The sequence below is a fragment of the Rufibacter sp. JT3400010 genome (assembly GCF_054956755.1).
The window spans coordinates 141,988-158,595 of the sequence record NZ_JBUDXA010000009.1; the positions used below are offsets into that span (position 1 = coordinate 141,988).

At 50.2% G+C, this 16,608-nt stretch carries 10 protein-coding genes; 8 read left to right on the forward strand and 2 right to left on the reverse strand.

All coding sequences use genetic code 11. The features are described from left to right. Positions 1–115: 115 nt before the first annotated feature. From ACY0JR_RS11135 to fsa, 6 genes are all read left to right on the forward strand, one after another. The gene (locus ACY0JR_RS11135) at positions 116–1,918 is read left to right on the forward strand and encodes a RagB/SusD family nutrient uptake outer membrane protein (RefSeq protein ID WP_462634163.1); all 1,803 of its coding nucleotides are present in this window, start codon (positions 116–118) and stop codon (positions 1,916–1,918) included. Between the two features lie 204 nt (positions 1,919–2,122). Then, positions 2,123–3,868: a glycoside hydrolase family 43 protein gene (locus ACY0JR_RS11140; protein WP_462634164.1), complete on the forward strand. Its 1,746-nt coding sequence runs from the start codon at positions 2,123–2,125 to the stop codon at positions 3,866–3,868. A gap of 117 nt (positions 3,869–3,985) precedes the next feature. Further along, positions 3,986–5,155 carry a mannonate dehydratase gene (gene uxuA / locus ACY0JR_RS11145; RefSeq protein ID WP_462634165.1) on the forward strand — a complete coding sequence of 390 codons (1,170 nt, stop codon included), beginning with the start codon at positions 3,986–3,988 and terminating at the stop codon, positions 5,153–5,155. An 11-nt stretch (positions 5,156–5,166) separates the two neighbouring features. Then, a complete protein-coding gene (uxaC, locus tag ACY0JR_RS11150; protein WP_462634166.1) occupies positions 5,167–6,627 on the forward strand; it encodes a glucuronate isomerase in 1,461 nt (486 codons plus the stop codon). Positions 6,628–6,643: 16 nt separating this feature from the next. Further along, on the forward strand, positions 6,644–9,574 hold the full coding sequence (locus tag ACY0JR_RS11155; RefSeq protein WP_462634167.1) for a glycosyl hydrolase 115 family protein: 2,931 nt from the start codon (positions 6,644–6,646) through the stop codon (positions 9,572–9,574). Positions 9,575–9,898: 324 nt separating this feature from the next. Continuing rightward, positions 9,899–10,573 (forward strand): fructose-6-phosphate aldolase, encoded by a 675-nt coding sequence (gene fsa, locus ACY0JR_RS11160; RefSeq protein ID WP_462634168.1) that lies wholly within the window; start codon positions 9,899–9,901, stop codon positions 10,571–10,573. Between the two features lie 574 nt (positions 10,574–11,147). On the opposite strand, the gene xylA is transcribed toward fsa, so the two are convergent. Together xylA and ACY0JR_RS11170 are read right to left on the reverse strand one after the other, a co-directional pair. Beyond that, positions 11,148–12,479, reverse strand: a complete 1,332-nt coding sequence (xylA, locus tag ACY0JR_RS11165) for a xylose isomerase (protein WP_462634169.1) — start codon at positions 12,477–12,479, stop codon at positions 11,148–11,150. 24 nt (positions 12,480–12,503) lie between these two features. Beyond that, positions 12,504–13,985 carry a xylulokinase gene (locus tag ACY0JR_RS11170; RefSeq protein WP_462634170.1) on the reverse strand — a complete coding sequence of 494 codons (1,482 nt, stop codon included), beginning with the start codon at positions 13,983–13,985 and terminating at the stop codon, positions 12,504–12,506. Positions 13,986–14,365: 380 nt separating this feature from the next. On the opposite strand from ACY0JR_RS11170, the gene ACY0JR_RS11175 reads away from it, so the two are divergent. Both ACY0JR_RS11175 and ACY0JR_RS11180 read left to right on the forward strand, forming a co-directional pair. Continuing rightward, positions 14,366–15,397 (forward strand): LacI family DNA-binding transcriptional regulator, encoded by a 1,032-nt coding sequence (locus tag ACY0JR_RS11175; protein WP_462634171.1) that lies wholly within the window; start codon positions 14,366–14,368, stop codon positions 15,395–15,397. A gap of 272 nt (positions 15,398–15,669) precedes the next feature. Continuing rightward, a complete protein-coding gene (locus tag ACY0JR_RS11180; RefSeq protein WP_462634172.1) occupies positions 15,670–16,536 on the forward strand; it encodes an MBL fold metallo-hydrolase in 867 nt (288 codons plus the stop codon). The last annotated feature ends 72 nt before the right edge of the window (positions 16,537–16,608 follow it).

Here is a 16,608-nt window from a genome sequence, read left to right on the forward strand (position 1 = left end):
CGTGATCTCAATGTCCGCGGCAGGGTGCTCAGATATCTTGGAGGAGGAGCCTCGCAGTCTTTATACACCTGAATACTTCCAGTCAGAGAGAGGTGTACAAGGAGGATTAACGTCTATGTATGCCCACCTGCGCTACATCTATGGTGATGCTTACTTCTATAATGTTACTCAAACAGGAACAGATGAAGTAACCTACGGCAGAGATGCCGATGAGAACTTCCTGGTAATGGATCTTTCAGGCAGAGGTGTCATTAACTCTAATAACAGCCGGGCAGATAGATTATGGACCAATGCGTTCCCTAACATCAACACCGCTAGCGGAATCATTGAGAATGGTACTGCCGTAGGAACTATTTCACCAGCCCTGATTGCTGAAGCTAGATTCTTCCGTGCTTTTGATTACTTCTTGCTGGTGCAAACATTTGGTGGAGTGCCCCTAGATTTGGGTGCAGGAGAACTGAAGTTCAACACCAACCCAATCAGAACCTCTGCGCGTAACACAGTACCTGAGGTGTATACGAAAGCTATCTTTCCTGATTTGCTGCAAGCAGTCAATGATTTGCCGGCTACCCCACGTGTAACTGGTGGCGCAACCAAAACGCTTGCTCGCCTGTATCTGGCAAAAGCTTACTTGACGTATGCATGGTGGTTGGAAAACCCCAATAACATTCCTACCTATCCGGAGACCCAGAGAACTGACCCTGCCGGACGTAACGCCCAGTATTATTATCAGCAGGCGTATGATGTAGCAGTAGCAGGTATTGAGAACCCGGGTCCGTTCCGTTTGCAACCAACGTACTATGATGTGAATCTGGGTCAAAACGACCGCAACACTGAGTTGATGCTATACGCTGACCATACTGAAACGAGTGAGTTGTACAATGGCGGTAGCCTTACATTTGGTAACGGTGGTGCCCCAGATAACTTTGCCGGCTGGATGATGACGTGGAACTATACCAACATCAGAAGCGCAGCCAATCCAAACGGGACTGGTGCTTTCTCTTCTGTTCAGCGCGAGGCAGCTCAACCATTAGGACGTCCGTGGACCCGTATGGCACCAACCATTGATGCCGTTGTAAATACCTTTGCTGACAAAACTAACGATTCTCGGTACGATGGTACCTTTACCACCGTTTACCGGGGTAACTGGCCAAAAGCAGGGGGTAGTCAACCAGCGGTTGCCTATAACGCAAACAATTTACCTGTTAGTCCGGGGCAGCCAATCCTGACTTTCCTGAACGAGGAGCCAGCGGCAGCCATCAATTACCCAAGTGGGGCAGGTAAAAGTAATATTGGCGCAGGAGAAATGCCTGGAAGAGCAGATTATGTGGTTTCTCCTCGCGGGATTAGCCGAATTGTGTATCCGGGGCTTTGGAAACTTGGGCCTTACCGGACTGACAATGCCGGTGGTCTTGGTCAGCCAAATGCGGGCAGCACCCGTCCGTTCAACATTGCCAAATTCTCTGAGCTTTACTTTGTAGCGGCAGAGGCAGCTGTAAAAGGCGCTACTACCAAAGCCGGTATGACGGCAAGAGAATTGATCAATGTGATTCGGTCCAGAGCTGGTAAATGGCGTTTTGACAACAACGGCAACATGGCCAAGGTACAGGATAATAGTGCTGCTATGGTTGCCGCTACGCCAGCCACCATAGACATCAACTACATACTGGCAGAGCGTTCACGTGAGTACTATGGCGAAGGGTATCGCTGGTATGATCTGGTACGTACCCAGAAGTGGAATGAACTTGCTTCTTCGTATCGCATTGCTGGAAACAACTATGGTGACCATACTCCTATAACCGTAACCCGCACCATTCAGCCACACCATTACCTGCGCCCTATTCCACAGGGCCAGCTTGAACGGATGGATGTACCTGCAGAAGTAAAAGCAGCATATCAGAACCCAGGCTACTTATAGTAGTAGATAATTATGAATTGAAAAATTGGTTGCCCGTTTTGGGCAGCCAATTTTTTTGTCATACTATATTTCTTCGTACTATATGCGGGATCGTCTAGAGTTAGATTTTCCAATACGATGCTAGGAAGTTAGAAAATTTGAGCTAACTGTTCCTAATCGGAAATTTCCAGATCGTCACCCCGGACATGCAAAATCAAAACACTTATGAATCAGAAAAGTCTTCTTAAAAAGGCACTCTTGTTACTTACCTGTTGCGTATGCCTTTTCATCAGGCCAACCTTTGCGCAGGACAAGCAGAAGTTCCTGAATCCTATCTTGACAGGTTTCTACCCAGATCCTGCCATCTGCCGCGTAGGAGAAGACTATTATCTCATTCTCTCTTCTTTCGCCTATTATCCGGGCGTTCCTATTTTCCATAGTAAGGACTTGGTGAACTGGAACCAGATTGGCAATATTCTGGATCGGCCAGAGCAACTGAACCTAGACAAGCACCGCATAACCAGAGGTATTTTTGCCCCTACGCTTTCCTATCATGAGGGTGTCTACTATATGGTCACTACCTTGATTGATAGAGGCGGGAATTTTGTGGTGACCGCTACCAACCCGGCGGGGCCGTGGTCTAACCCGGTTTGGCTGCAAGATGTGCAGGGCATTGACCCCTCGTTGTTTTTTGACGAGGACGGAAAAGCGTACATCATCTACAACAGTGATGCGCCCGATAACAAGCCGCTCTACGATGGTCACCGCACCATTAAAATGCAGGAGTTTGATTACAAGAACCTGAAAACCACCAGCGCCCCTACCATTCTGGTGAACGGCGGTGTAGACTTATCCAAAAAACCAGTCTGGATTGAAGGCCCGCACATCTACAAAAAAGACGGTTACTACTATCTGATGGCGGCCGAGGGTGGTACCAGCGTGAACCACTCAGAGGTAATCCTGAGAAGCAAAAAAGTAAACGGAGACTATGTCCCGAACCCCAACAATCCCATCCTGACACAACGCCATTTGCCTGCCAACCGCAAGAACCCCATTTCCGCTACTGGTCATGCGGATCTGGTGCAGACGCAGAACGGCGAGTGGTGGGCCGTGTTCCTGGCCACCCGCCCTTATGACACCGAAGACCATTACAACATTGGCCGTGAAACCTTCCTGGCTCCCGTGACCTGGAAAGACGGTTGGCCCATTATCAACCCAGACCATGAGGAGGTGCAGTATTCTTATAAACGCCCCAACTTACCCCGGGGAAAGGCTCCCAAACTTCCGGTAAACGGTAATTTTACCTATAGAGAAGATTTCAAAGCAGACAAACTGCCTATGTACTGGTTGATGCTCCGTACGCCCCGTACCCCGTGGTACAGCCTGAGCAAACCAGCCGGAAGCCTTACGCTGGATGTAAGACCAGAAACAATATCTGGGTTAGATGTGCCTTCGTTCATTGCCAGAAGGCAGCAGCACAACTACGGGAATGCCAGCACTAAAATGGATTTTACACCAGCGGCTCCAAACGAATTTGCGGGCATAGTGGCGATACAGAGTGAGCAGCATTATTATGCTTTGGGCAAGACCATCGCCAACGGCAAAGAAGTGGTGCAATTACGCAAGTCACTAAACGCAACTGAACCGGGCAGTCCGGAAACAACCGTTCTGGCCGAGGCTCCTTTGAAAAGCAAAGACGCAAAAAAGCCGCTCTACCTGAAAGTGGAGTTCAAAGCCGGTCAGTACGCTTTCTACTACGGCACCAAAGAAGGCGACTGGACTTTGCTAAAAGACAACGTTGACGGAACCTTCCTGAGCACGCGTACGGCAGGCGGCTTTGTGGGAGTGACCCTGGGCATGTATGCCACCTCGCAAGGCAAGCCCTCCACGAGAAAGGCAACCTTTGATTGGTTTAACTACAAGGGCAAAGACCCGATCTACGAAACTTTCGCCTCGGTGAAAGCCAAGTAGTTGGAACCGGGTGTTTTGAGGCTCTTTTTCTAAAAACACAGACAAACCACTTATCTCTATATCACCATAGACTTACCACAGACAGGTAAGCATACATCATATTTAAAGAATCACGTTATGTCATTACTTCAAAGCTGGAGATGGTACGGACCCAACGACCCCGTAACCCTACAGGATGTGAAACAAGCCGGAGCCACCGGAATTGTGAGTGCCTTACACCATGTGCCGCACGGCGCCGTTTGGCCTCTAGAGGAAATTCAGGAGCGGAAACGCATTATAGAAGAAGCTGGCCTTGTGTGGGCGGTAGTGGAAAGCGTGCCCGTGCACGAATCCATCAAGACCCGCACCGGAGATTATGAGCAGTATTTGGAAAACTACCGCCAATCGCTCCGCAACCTGGCGGCGGCTGGTTTGAAAACCATCTGCTACAACTTCATGCCGGTACTGGACTGGACCAGAACCAACCTGGGGCTGGAACTGTGGAACGGGGCCAAAGCTCTCTACTTTGACTGGACGGACCTCGCGGTTTTCGACTTATATATCTTAAAAAGGGAAGGAGCCGAGCAGGACTATGCCGAGGCCGTGGTGCAGCAAGCCAAAGAGCGCCATGCGTCTTACAGCCAAGAGCAGTTGGAAGGATTAAGTGAAATCATCCGGATGGGCGTGCCCATGGAAGGCTACATTTCGCTGGAACATTTGACGGAGAGCATCGGGATTTACAAGAACATCGGCCATGCCGGGCTGCGCGAGAACCTGGCGTATTTCCTGGAGTCGATTATGGACGTTTGTGAGGAAAACGGCCTCAAAATGACCATCCACCCAGATGACCCGCCTTATCCAATTTTAGGTTTACCCAGAATCGCCTCCAACCAGGAAGACCTGGAGTTCATCATCAACCGGGTAGACCGGGAGCCGAACGGCATCTGTTTCTGCACGGGTTCTCTGGGCGCCGGAGGGCACAACAATCCGGTGGAGATTCTGAAATCAGTGGGGCACAGGGTGTACTTCGCGCACTTGCGCAACGTGAAGAAAGACGACAACGGCAACTTCTACGAGTCTGACCACCTGGCCGGTGACGTGGACATGTACGGCGTTATGAAAGAGCTCATCGCCATCAACCGTGAGCGGCAGGAGCCAATTCCATTTAGGCCAGACCATGGGCACCAGATGCTGGATGACCTGCACAAAGTCACCAACCCGGGCTATTCAGCCATTGGCCGGTTGCGTGGCTTAGCCGAACTCAGAGGTCTGGAAATGGGCATTGAAAGAACCGTTTACCCATCCTAATTTACACGACTATGTCAGAGAGCATCATATCTTCTTCCCCCGTTGCTTCTCGTAACACAAAACCTTCTGCAGGGACTTTCCTGAAGGAGGACTTTTTACTGCATACCAACGCGGCCCGGCAACTGTACCATGCGTACGCCAAAGGGCTGCCCATCATTGATTACCACTGCCATCTATCGCCGCAGGCGATTGCCGAGAACAGGAACTATCCTAACCTTACCAGCATCTGGCTCGCCGGAGACCATTATAAATGGAGGGCACTGCGCACCCTGGGCATTGACGAAAAGTACATTACTGGTACTGCTTCAGACGAGGAGAAATTCCTGAAATGGGCGGGAGCGGTTCCGTACACCTTGCGTAATCCGCTGTTTCACTGGACGCACATGGAACTGAAGAACCCGTTCGGGGTGAACGAACTCCTGACAGAGCAAAACGCCCGGGAGGTGTACACGCACTGCAACCAACTGCTGCAGAAACCTGAGTTTACGCCGCAAGGGCTGCTGACGCATTTCAATGTGGAAATGGTGGGCACCACCGATGACCCGGCAGATGATTTGGCGTTTCACCGCCAATTATCCGAAAACGGGTTTAAAACGCAAGTGCTGCCTTCCTTCCGGCCAGACAAAGTATTTAACCTTGCGGGGGGAGATTCCTTTAGAGAGTACATCCGGCTGCTGGCCAGTGTCACCGGAACGGAAATCTTCAACCTGGACACCTTGCTGGAAGTATTGGAGAAACGGGTGCAGTATTTCCATGAACACGGCTGTCGCATCTCTGACCACGGCCTGACCAGCATGCCCAACATTTCTGCCTCCGCGAGCAACCTGGAGGATGTTTTCCAGGATGTATTGGCCGGAAACGACCAGCAGGCAGGGCAGCATCAGGAGGCCTTTACGTCTTTCCTGCTTCTGGAACTCTGCAAAATGTACTACCGCAAAGGCTGGGTGCAGCAATTTCACGTGGGCGCTATCCGGAACAACAACAGCCGCATGCTGCAGGTAAACGGGCCAGATACCGGGTATGACTCCATCGGGGATTATGGCCAAATACACAACATGTCCGCTTTTTTCAACCAGTTGGAGAAAGAGAACTGTCTCACCAAAACCATCATCTACAACCTCAACCCCGCCGACAATGCGGCCTTCGCCACCATGATCGGGAACTTTCAGGGCAGCGGCATTAAAGGCAAAATGCAGTTCGGCTCGGCGTGGTGGTTCCTGGACAATCTGGAGGGCATGAAGGAGCAGATGAACGCTTTATCTAACATGGGGCTCATAAGTTGTTTCGTGGGCATGCTCACCGATTCTAGAAGTTTCCTTTCCTACTCGCGCCATGAGTACTTCCGGCGCTTGCTCTGCAACCTGCTAGGCGAAGACATGGAACGCGGTTTGCTGCCCATGGATTTACCCTGGATTGGCAAAATCGTGCAGGATATCTGCTACTACAACGCCAAAGATTATTTTCCTTCCTAACCTGAATCACGTTTTCATGATTAGACTTACCCCAACTAAAGACAAAACAAAAAGGCTCCTTCGCTTCCCATGGAAAAGCCTGCTACTCTTCCTTCTGGCTTTAGAAATTGCTCCTTCGGCGTTTGCCTTAGATGATGCTCCTTATATTTCAAGCCAAAAGAAAGGCAACTCCTTTGTGCTGGCAGAAAACGGAAAATCTGCTTCCTTTTACATCAGCGACAGCGATTTCCCCGGTGTCATCAGAGCCCTGAAAGACCTGCAGGCCGATGTGAAGAGAGTTACCCAAAATGAACCTGCTTTAACGGTAGGCAAAAAAGCGCCTAAAGCGAAGACTCTGGTACTGGTGGGTACTTTAGGTAAAAGCACCTGGATTGACCAGTTGGTGAAAAACAAGAAGCTGGATGTGAAGGACCTGGCCGAGAAATGGGAGACGTTTGTGGTACAGACCGTGAAAAAACCTATGAAAGGTGTAGACGAGGCCCTCGTGATTGTGGGCAGCGACAAACGCGGCACCATTTACGGCATCTATGACGTGTCGCAGCAAATTGGTGTTTCGCCTTGGTATTGGTGGGCCGATGTGCCAGTGAAGCAGCAGGAAAACCTGTACGTGGCCGAGGGCCGTCACACCAAAGGAACGCCCGCCGTGAAGTACCGTGGCATCTTCATCAACGACGAAGCTCCGGCTTTGTCTAACTGGTCTAAAGAGCAGTTCGGGGGTTTCAATCACAAGTTCTACGAGAAAGTATTTGAGCTGATTCTGCGCATGAAAGGCAATTACCTGTGGCCCGCCATGTGGGGCAACGCTTTCAGCGACGATGATAAAATCAGTCCGCAGGTAGCCGACATGTACGGCTTAGTGATGGGAACTTCGCACCACGAGCCGCTGGCCCGCGCCCACGCCGAGTGGAGCCGTTACGGTTCCGGGCCCTGGAACTACAATACCAACGCTGAGAAACTGCGCGAGTTCTGGACCGGCGGTATCAAACGCATGAACGGCTTTGAAAACATTGTCACGGTAGGGATGCGCGGCGACGGCGACGAACCCATGAGCGAGGAAAGCAACATCGGGCTGCTGGAGAAAATTGTGGCTGACCAACGCAAGATTATCGCTGACGTTACTGGTAAACCTGCTTCTCAAACGCCGCAGCTGTGGGCGCTTTACAAAGAAGTGCAGGACTACTATGACAAAGGCATGCGCGTACCAGATGACGTGACCTTGCTCTTAGCTGATGACAACTGGGGAAACATCCGCAAATTGCCGAAACCAGGCGAGAAACAGCACTCTGGCGGCTACGGCATCTACTACCACTTTGACTACGTGGGCGGACCGCGTAACTACAAATGGATCAACACCAATCCGCTGCCCCGTATCTGGGAGCAAATGCACCTGGCCTACCAACACAAGGCAGACCGCATCTGGATTGTGAACGTGGGCGACATCAAACCCATGGAATTCCCTACGGAGTTCTTCCTGGATTACGCCTGGAACCCGGAAAAATGGCCCGTTGAGCGTCTGGAGGAATACACCAAACTATGGGCCGAGCGGCAGTTCGGCGCTGAACATGCCACCGCCATCGCTGATATTCTAGCGACCTACGCCAAGTACAACAGCCGCCGCAAGCCAGAGCTATTGTCCCCAGACACGTACAGCCTCACCAATTACCAGGAAGCCGAAAGAGTTGTAGCCGATTACAATCGTTTGGCCCAGGAAGCCGAGCGCATCAACCAAGCCTTGCCCGCGCAGTACCGGGATGCCTATTACCAGTTGGTATTGTTTCCGGTGCAAGCCAGCGCGAACCTGAACGAACTGCACGTAACCACCGGCCGCAACCGTCTGTACGCTCAGCAGGGCAGAGCCCTCACCAATGAACTGGCCGCCAAGGTAAAGAATCTTTTTGACCGTGATGCGGAGTTAACGCGCGTGTATCACAAAGATATCGCCGGAGGCAAGTGGAACCACATGATGTCCCAAACCCACATAAGCTACACCTATTGGCAACAACCCGAAAAAGACGTGATGCCCGAGGTAAAACAACTGAACGTACCGAATACTGCCGACATGGGCGTAGCCGTGGAAGGATCAGACAAGTGGTGGCCACAGGAAAAAGGCGCTGCCGAATTACCGGAGTTTTCGCCTTTCGCCAAGCAAGGCCATTATCTGGAAATCTTCAACCGTGGACAGCAGCCGTTCAACTACACCGTTCAGGCGGGTGCTCCCTGGCTGAAAGTGTCTCAGCCTACCGGAACGGTCACTACCGAGCAGCGTCTTTGGGTAACCGTTGACTGGGCGCAGACACCCACAGGAACCCAACGTGTACCGGTGACTGTCACTGGACCCAACGGTAAGAAAGTGGTGGTACAGGCGGTGGTACGAAATCCATCGGCGCCTAAGCCGAACCAGTTGGAAGGATTCGCGGAAGCCAACGGCTATGTTTCCATAGAAGCCGATCATTTCACCCGCGCGGTAGATGCGAACAACATCAAGTGGCAACTGCTTCCTGATTTAGGTCGTACGGGTTCAGCCATGACCACCATGCCGGTAACCGCTCCTAGCCAAACGCCCGGCGGCAACAGTCCGCATCTGCAATACAAAATGTACCTGCAGAACAGCGGCGAGGTGAAGGTTCGGGTATATCTGTCGCCTACGCTCAACTTCCACAACACCCAAGGTCTGCGGTTTGCCCTCTCTTTTGACAATGAAACTCCGCAGATCATCAACATGCACGCCAACCACACCGAAGGCGAGTGGAACCGGAACGCAGGCAACAACATTGACCTCACCATTTCTACCCATAAAATAGCCCAACCAGGCGAGCACGTGCTCAAGTTCTGGATGGTAGACTCCGGTATTGTGCTACAGAAAATTGTAGTTGATGCCGGTGGCTTGAAACCAAGCTACCTGGGCCCGCCAGAAAGCTCGTTCCAACCGGCTAAGCAAGCCAAGTAATTTATGTTTCGGGCCTGTTTTGATGAAAACAGGCCCGAAACTATTTCTTATTAGAAGGAAAGGCATTTTGTGGATGCTTGCACCTGCCCAGATAAGTTGGGAATAACTCCCAATTACTCATAATGATTAAGGCGTAACACCTCTACCGGAGCCTAAAAAGCGTATACGTCAAGCAGATAAGAAGTAAATAAGTGTATTTCCAGGGAAGTAGTTATTAATTGTCGTAAATACAATTATATTTAGGTTCAAGAGTACCTACTTAGATAATAATGCCAAACCAACCGGTTTGGTGTAGGAATAAAGCAAACTTATAACCTATTCACTATGAAGTTTTTCATTGACACGGCCAACCTGGCCCACATCAAAGAAGCCCATGATCTGGGCATTTTAGACGGTGTAACTACCAATCCCTCGTTAATGGCGAAGGAAGGCATTAAGGGAGAGCAAGCCACGCTGGACCATTACAAAGCCATCTGTGAGATTGTGGACGGTGACATCTCTGCCGAAGTACTCTCTACTGACTTTGATTCCATGGTAGCCGAAGGTAAGATTCTGGCGGCCCTGCACCCTAACATTGTGGTGAAAGTACCCATGATCAAAGACGGCCTGAAAGCCATCAAGTACTTCACAGACCAAGGTATCAAAACCAACTGTACACTGGTTTTCTCGGCTGGTCAAGCTATTCTGGCCGCCAAAGCAGGCGCAACCTACGTGTCTCCCTTCTTAGGCCGTGTGGATGATATTGGTTGGGATGGCGTGCAGTTGATTGAGCAGATTGCCAACATCTACGCTATTCAAGGGTATGAAACCCAAATCTTAGCGGCGTCTATCCGTAGCTCTATGCACATTGTGAAGTGTGCCGAGGCGGGTGCCCACGTTTGCACGTGCCCTTTAGAGCCAATCCTGGGGCTGCTTACCCATCCGCTTACTGCTAGTGGTTTGGCCAAGTTTGTGGCAGATGCTGAGAAGATGAAGGAAGTAATGAAGGAGCAAGCGTAAACGCTTCTGCTCTTCTTTGAATCACCCTCTAGTTTTCGGTTTAACTAAATTACCTGTATTCATGAAACTATTCTAACCCTGCTTTGTCATCCTGAAAGGATCTTGTGGGCTGACTAGAAAAGCCTCTATTCAAACGTTACCATCGTTTGCTACGAAGACTCTTTCAGAAAAAGAGGGTAAAAGGAAGTTACTTGAAGTATCCTTGTGCTTAAAGCGTCAAAAAAGGAAGACCAGACTTTAGAAAAGTCTGGTCTTCCTTTTTTGACGCTTTCATTTTGAAGCCGTTTTCTGATAAGTAATATCAAATCGCTTAAAGAACCTTCTGGCGCAAGCGTCCGCTTGTGTCCAAAGTTTGCAGGTCAGATCTGCGTGCGGACATAAGCAGACGCTTGCGCCAGAAAGCATTTAACGCTGGTTTCAGGAAAGTAGCCCTGATACAGAAACCAAGGCATTTCAAAGAACAGAAAAAGGCTGCTTCTCTTAGAGGCAGCCTTTCTAAGTATGTTACATGAAAAATCAAGTCAATCACTGACTAAATGAACTGTCAGCAAAGAGGAATGTACTTACTTGGAGACTAAATAAACTTGTTGATGATGTTCTCCAGGTACTCCTGACGGCCGCTCTTAACGGCTGGCTCACCTTGCTCAATAGCGTAGGCGCGCAGGTCTTCCAAAGACAATTTGCCTTGCTCAAACTCCTGGCCTTTGCCGCTGTCAAAAGAAGCGTAACGCTCTTCGCGGATTTTCAGGTAATCTGAGTTGTTCAGGATGTTGTCAGCGGTGATGAGGGCACGGGCGAATGAATCGGCACCGCCAATGTGGGCGTAGAACAAATCAGCCGGGTCAGTGGAGTTTCTTCTGATCTTTGCGTCAAAGTTCACACCGCCACCTTGCAATCCACCAGCCTCTAAGAAAATCAGCATGGCCTCGGTTAACTCGTTCAGGTTGTTCGGGAACTGGTCAGTATCCCAGCCGTTCTGGTAGTCACCGCGGTTGGCATCCAAAGAACCTAATACACCGGCATCTGCGGCAACCTGTAGTTCGTGCTGGAAGGTGTGGCCCGCCAGAGTAGCGTGGTTAACCTCAATGTTGATTTTGAAATCATTTAGTAAGTCGTGCTGACGCAGGAACCCAATTACGGTAGCACAGTCGTAGTCATACTGGTGTTTGGTTGGCTCCATCGGCTTAGGCTCAATAAAGAACGTTCCTTTGAAACCTTGGGCACGAGCGTAATCCTTTGCAGAGTGCAGGAAGCGGGCCAGGTGCTCTTGCTCGCGTTTCATGTTGGTGTTCAACAAGGTCATATAACCTTCACGACCACCCCAGAACACGTAGTTTTCACCACCTAAGGCAATTGTAGCATCCAAAGCGCCTTTTACCTGGGCAGCAGCGTGGGCCAATACATGGAAATCTGGGTTAGTAGAGGCACCGTTCATGTAGCGGGCGTGCGAGAACACGTTGGCCGTTCCCCAAAGCAGTTTCACGCCGCTTTCGGCTTGTTTCTGCTTGGCGTATTCTACCATGGTTTGCAGACGACGGTCGTTTTCAGCTACATCATTGCCATAGTCTACCACGTCTACATCATGGAAGCAGTAGTACGGCATTCCCATTTTAGTGATGAACTCAAACGCGGCATCCATCTTAGCTTTGGCGCGCGTGATCACATCAGAGCTCTCATCCCAGGCAAAGTTCAGGGTTGGGCCACCAAATGGGTCAGAACCGTTCGCGTTGAAAGAGTGCCAGTAGGCTACTGAGAATTTGAAGTGCTCTTTCAAAGTTTTTCCGGCTACCACGCGGTTTTCGTCATACCAACGGTACGCCAACGGATTGTCTGACTCCAGACCTTCAAATTTTATCTGGCCTATGCCTTTGAAATATTCTTTGTCTCCTAATGTTAGATTTGCCATGATTTGTATATATGGAGTTGAAAATTAGTTACTTATTTGTTTTAGCAGAAGCGCTTTCCAGTCTTGGTACGCCGTTTCATAGGCCTCCGTTTGCGTAGGTTCAATGACTCTTAAACGTTCAAAACGGCTGAAGGCTTCCTGTGCCGAGGAGAAAACGTTAGCACCGATTCCCGCGCCCAATGCTGCGCCTACACTTCCATCGTTCTGGTACAGTTCTACCGGTACGTGCGTGGCGTTTACAAAGGCCTCGGCAAACAGCTCGCTCAGGAACATGTTCGCATTGCCCGCCCTGATAACGCTTGGGTTCATGCCGTTCTCCCGCATAATGTCCAAGCCGTAACGGAACGTAAAGGCGATGCCTTCCTGCACTGCCCGGAAGATGTGCGCTTTGGTGTGTAAGTTGAAATCTAAGTTGTGGAACTGCGCCCCGATGATGCGGTTGTTGAACACGCGCTCGGCTCCATTTCCGAAAGGGAAAATGCGCAAGCCGCCGCTGCCAATAGGAGTTTGCTGCGCCTCGGCGTTCATTTGCGGGTAGGAGAGGCCTTGCCCCATGTTTTCCTTTACCCAACTGTTCATGATGCCGGTGCCGTTGATGTTCATGAGCACTCCCACACGCTTGGAATCTGGGGCGTAGTTCACGTGCGCAAACGTGTTCACGCGCGACTGCGGGTCATACACCAATTGGTCGCTCACGCCATAAATCACGCCCGAGGTACCCGCCGTAGCGGCTACTTCGCCCGGATTCAACACGTTCAAGGAAAGTGCATTGTTTGGCTGGTCACCTGATTTATAGGCAACCGGAATGCCCGCTTTCAAAGACAAAGCCGAGGCAATCTCGGCTTTCACCTCGCCGTGCGAAGAAAACAAAGGCCGAACCTCTGGGATAATGTCTGGGCTAAAGCCGAAGAAGTTCATCACATCTTGGGACACCTCGTCTTTCTGGAAATCCCAGAAAATACCTTCAGACAACGCCGAAACGCTGGTGGTAATCTCACCTGTTAATTTCATGGCGATGTAGTCGCCGGGCAGCATAATCTTATGGATCTTGCTGAACTTGTCAGGCTCGTTTTCCTTTACCCAGGCTAATTTGGCAGCGGTGAAGTTTCCCGGAGAATTCAAAAGCCGGGAAAGGCTTTCTTCCTGCCCAATATGTTCCAGCGCTTTCTGGCCGTAAGGTACCGCGCGGCTATCGCACCAAATGATGGATTCACGCAGCACTTCCTGGTTGTGGTCTACAATCACCAGACCGTGCATCTGGTAGGCAATGCCAATAGCGCCAATGTCCTGCGGGTTGTAGGCGCCAGAGGCATTCACTTTCTGAATGGCTTTCTGCGCGTGCTCCCACCACATCTCCGGCGACTGTTCGGCCCAGCCCGGTTGCAGGGAATTGATTTTGGATTCTGTTTCGGGGTACTGGGCAGAGGCTAGTGCTTTCTGCGTAGCAGCGTCTACCACAGAGACTTTGATAGAGGAGGTACCTACGTCAATTCCTAATAAGAGCATATGTCGCGTTGTTTCTAAAAGACCAATTCTGCCCGTAGCCAACCCCTCCATCTTGCATACGAGTGTACGTGAGATTGGTCGTTGTGCCAACGTTGGCATAAGTTTAGACTTTATTTTTGAGAATAGAAAATTTATAGTGAAGAAAGAGGAAGTTTTTAAGGGAAAGAAGCGTTTTTCTGATGTAAAAGGCTAAATATCTAAAAGTTTAACTTTCTTAGGCTTAGCTGTTTACTCCGGTCATAATTAAGTAAGCTCAAAAGTAGAGTCCTTTTTACCTTTCTGGTTTGCAGTGCTTTGTCTGACAAGGTGCTGAAAAAACAAAGTATTCTAAATAACTTTAAGAACTTATAAAAAGGAGCAGGTAGCACCTACGTCCTCGCATGGCAGAAAAACAAAAGAAAACCACCATACATGATATTGCCCGGGAACTGGATGTCACGTTCTCTACCGTGGCCCGGGCTTTGAATGACCACCCGGCCATTAGCGCGACCACCAAAGCCGCCGTGCTGGAAACCGCCAAGCGCCTCAACTACCAGCAAAACAAACTGGCTTCGTCGTTGCGTTCCGGGCGTACCAACGTCATCGGGATCATTGTGCCTAGTCTGGATACCAGTTTCTTCAGTTCGGTGGTGCATGGCATTGAGCGGGTCATGACCGAGAACGGATACAGCATGCTTTTGTACCAAACCGGAGAATCGCTGACGCAGGAGCAAAAGGGAATAGAAACGTTCTTGCAGTCAAGGGTAGACGGCATCATCTCGTCGGTTTCCAGTGAAGAAAAGGGAGTGGAGTTCTACGAACAGATCTGCAAGCGCCAGGTTCCCTTGTTGTTCTTTGACCGGGCCATCCAGAACCTGCCGGTACCTTCTGTCACCATCAATGACTACCAAGCCGGGTTTGACGCTACTGAACACCTGATTCGGCAAGGGTACAAACACATTGCCCACTTAACGTCAGACCAAAACCTGACCATCTTCAAGGAACGTTTCCGGGGTTTCCAAGATGCTTTGCTAAAGTACGGGCTGGAGCTGAACGATAAAATGGTCTTGAAAGGAAAGTTATCCCTGGAGTTCGGGAAGAATTCTTTGCAGCAGCTCTTAGCACAGCAAATGCCCCTTGACGCCATCTTCGCGGCGGAAGATTACACCGCCATGGGTGCGTTACAGTTGCTGTTGGAAAAAGGCATAAAAGTACCCGAGCAGATGGGCGTGGTAGGTTTCGCCAATGAAGCCTTCGGCGAATTTGTGACGCCTTCCTTGTCTACCGTAGACCAGCAAACTATCAAGATGGGAGAGGAGACCGCCCGCCTGTTCTTAAAGCTGATCGCCAACAAGGATTATTACGGCACTACACCCGAACACATCGTTCTGGACCCCATCTTACTTACCCGCCGGTCTTCCCAAGTTATGTAGCTTTTAAGCTACTTTTCTGTATCCAGCCGTAAAACAAGAGAAGTAATTGTGTCTTTGGTTTATAATTTATGTTAAGTAAAGGATTCAAACCTCCTTCTTTGTCATCCTGAAAGGACATTGTGGGCGAACTAGAAAGTCTGTAACTAAACGCTTCTGCCGTTTGCCACTCAAGTTCTTCTTATGACATAGGAATACTAAACACAAAATAAAGTCCTGACGCGCTCCAGGGAAGCAGCGAGATTCAGGGAAACTTAGGTTAATTTTGTGCCGATATGGGTTTGAGCATAACATCGTTGGCATCGGGGAGTAACGGCAACTGCTATTACGTGGGGAATGAGCAGGAGGCAGTGTTGGTAGATCTAGGTATTTCGTGTAGGGAAACTGAGTACCGCATGAAACGTCTGGGGCTGGCAATGGAGAAAGTGAAAGCCATCTTCATTTCCCATGAACATTCAGACCACATCAAAGGCCTGTCGGTTTTAGCCAAGAAATACCGGTTGCCCGTTTATATCACACCTGCCACCCGGCAGAACCTTCGGTTTGGGCTAGACCCACAGTTGGTAAATTATTTTCAGGCGTTTGAGCCGGTACAGATTGGACGTCTCTCGGTCCTGGGTTTCCCCAAACTGCACGATGCCGCCGACCCACACAGTTTCATTGTCTCTTGCGAGGGTATCCATGTGGGCGTATTCACCGACATTGGTACTCCGTGCCAGCACGTGATCCAGTACTTTCAGCAGTGTCACGCCGCTTTTCTGGAAACCAACTATGATGATGACCTGCTAGACAAAGGCCATTATCCTTATCATCTGAAAGTCAGGATCAGGGGCAACCATGGGCACCTTTCCAACCGGCAAGCCCTAAATCTGTTTACGGGCTACAAACCCGCGTATATGAGCCACGTGCTGCTGGGCCACCTTTCCAAAGAGAACAACTGCCCCCAACTGGTAAAAGAACTGTTCACCACCCATTCGGCCGGAACTCAGGTAGTGGTGGCGTCCAGATATGAAGAAACACCCGTGTACCACATCGGCGGTACGCCCGTTGCCTTGAACTTGGTTGCCAATGCAATTCCTGCCCTTGTAAAAGAGCCGAAGCCCGCAAAAAAGGCAGCGCAGCTATCGCTGGATTTTTCCTGAGGTGGGTGTAGTTCATCCTTCATAACGCTTTTTAAGTCCCTTTCAGGAAAATGCCAGGTAAACCAAGAGTAG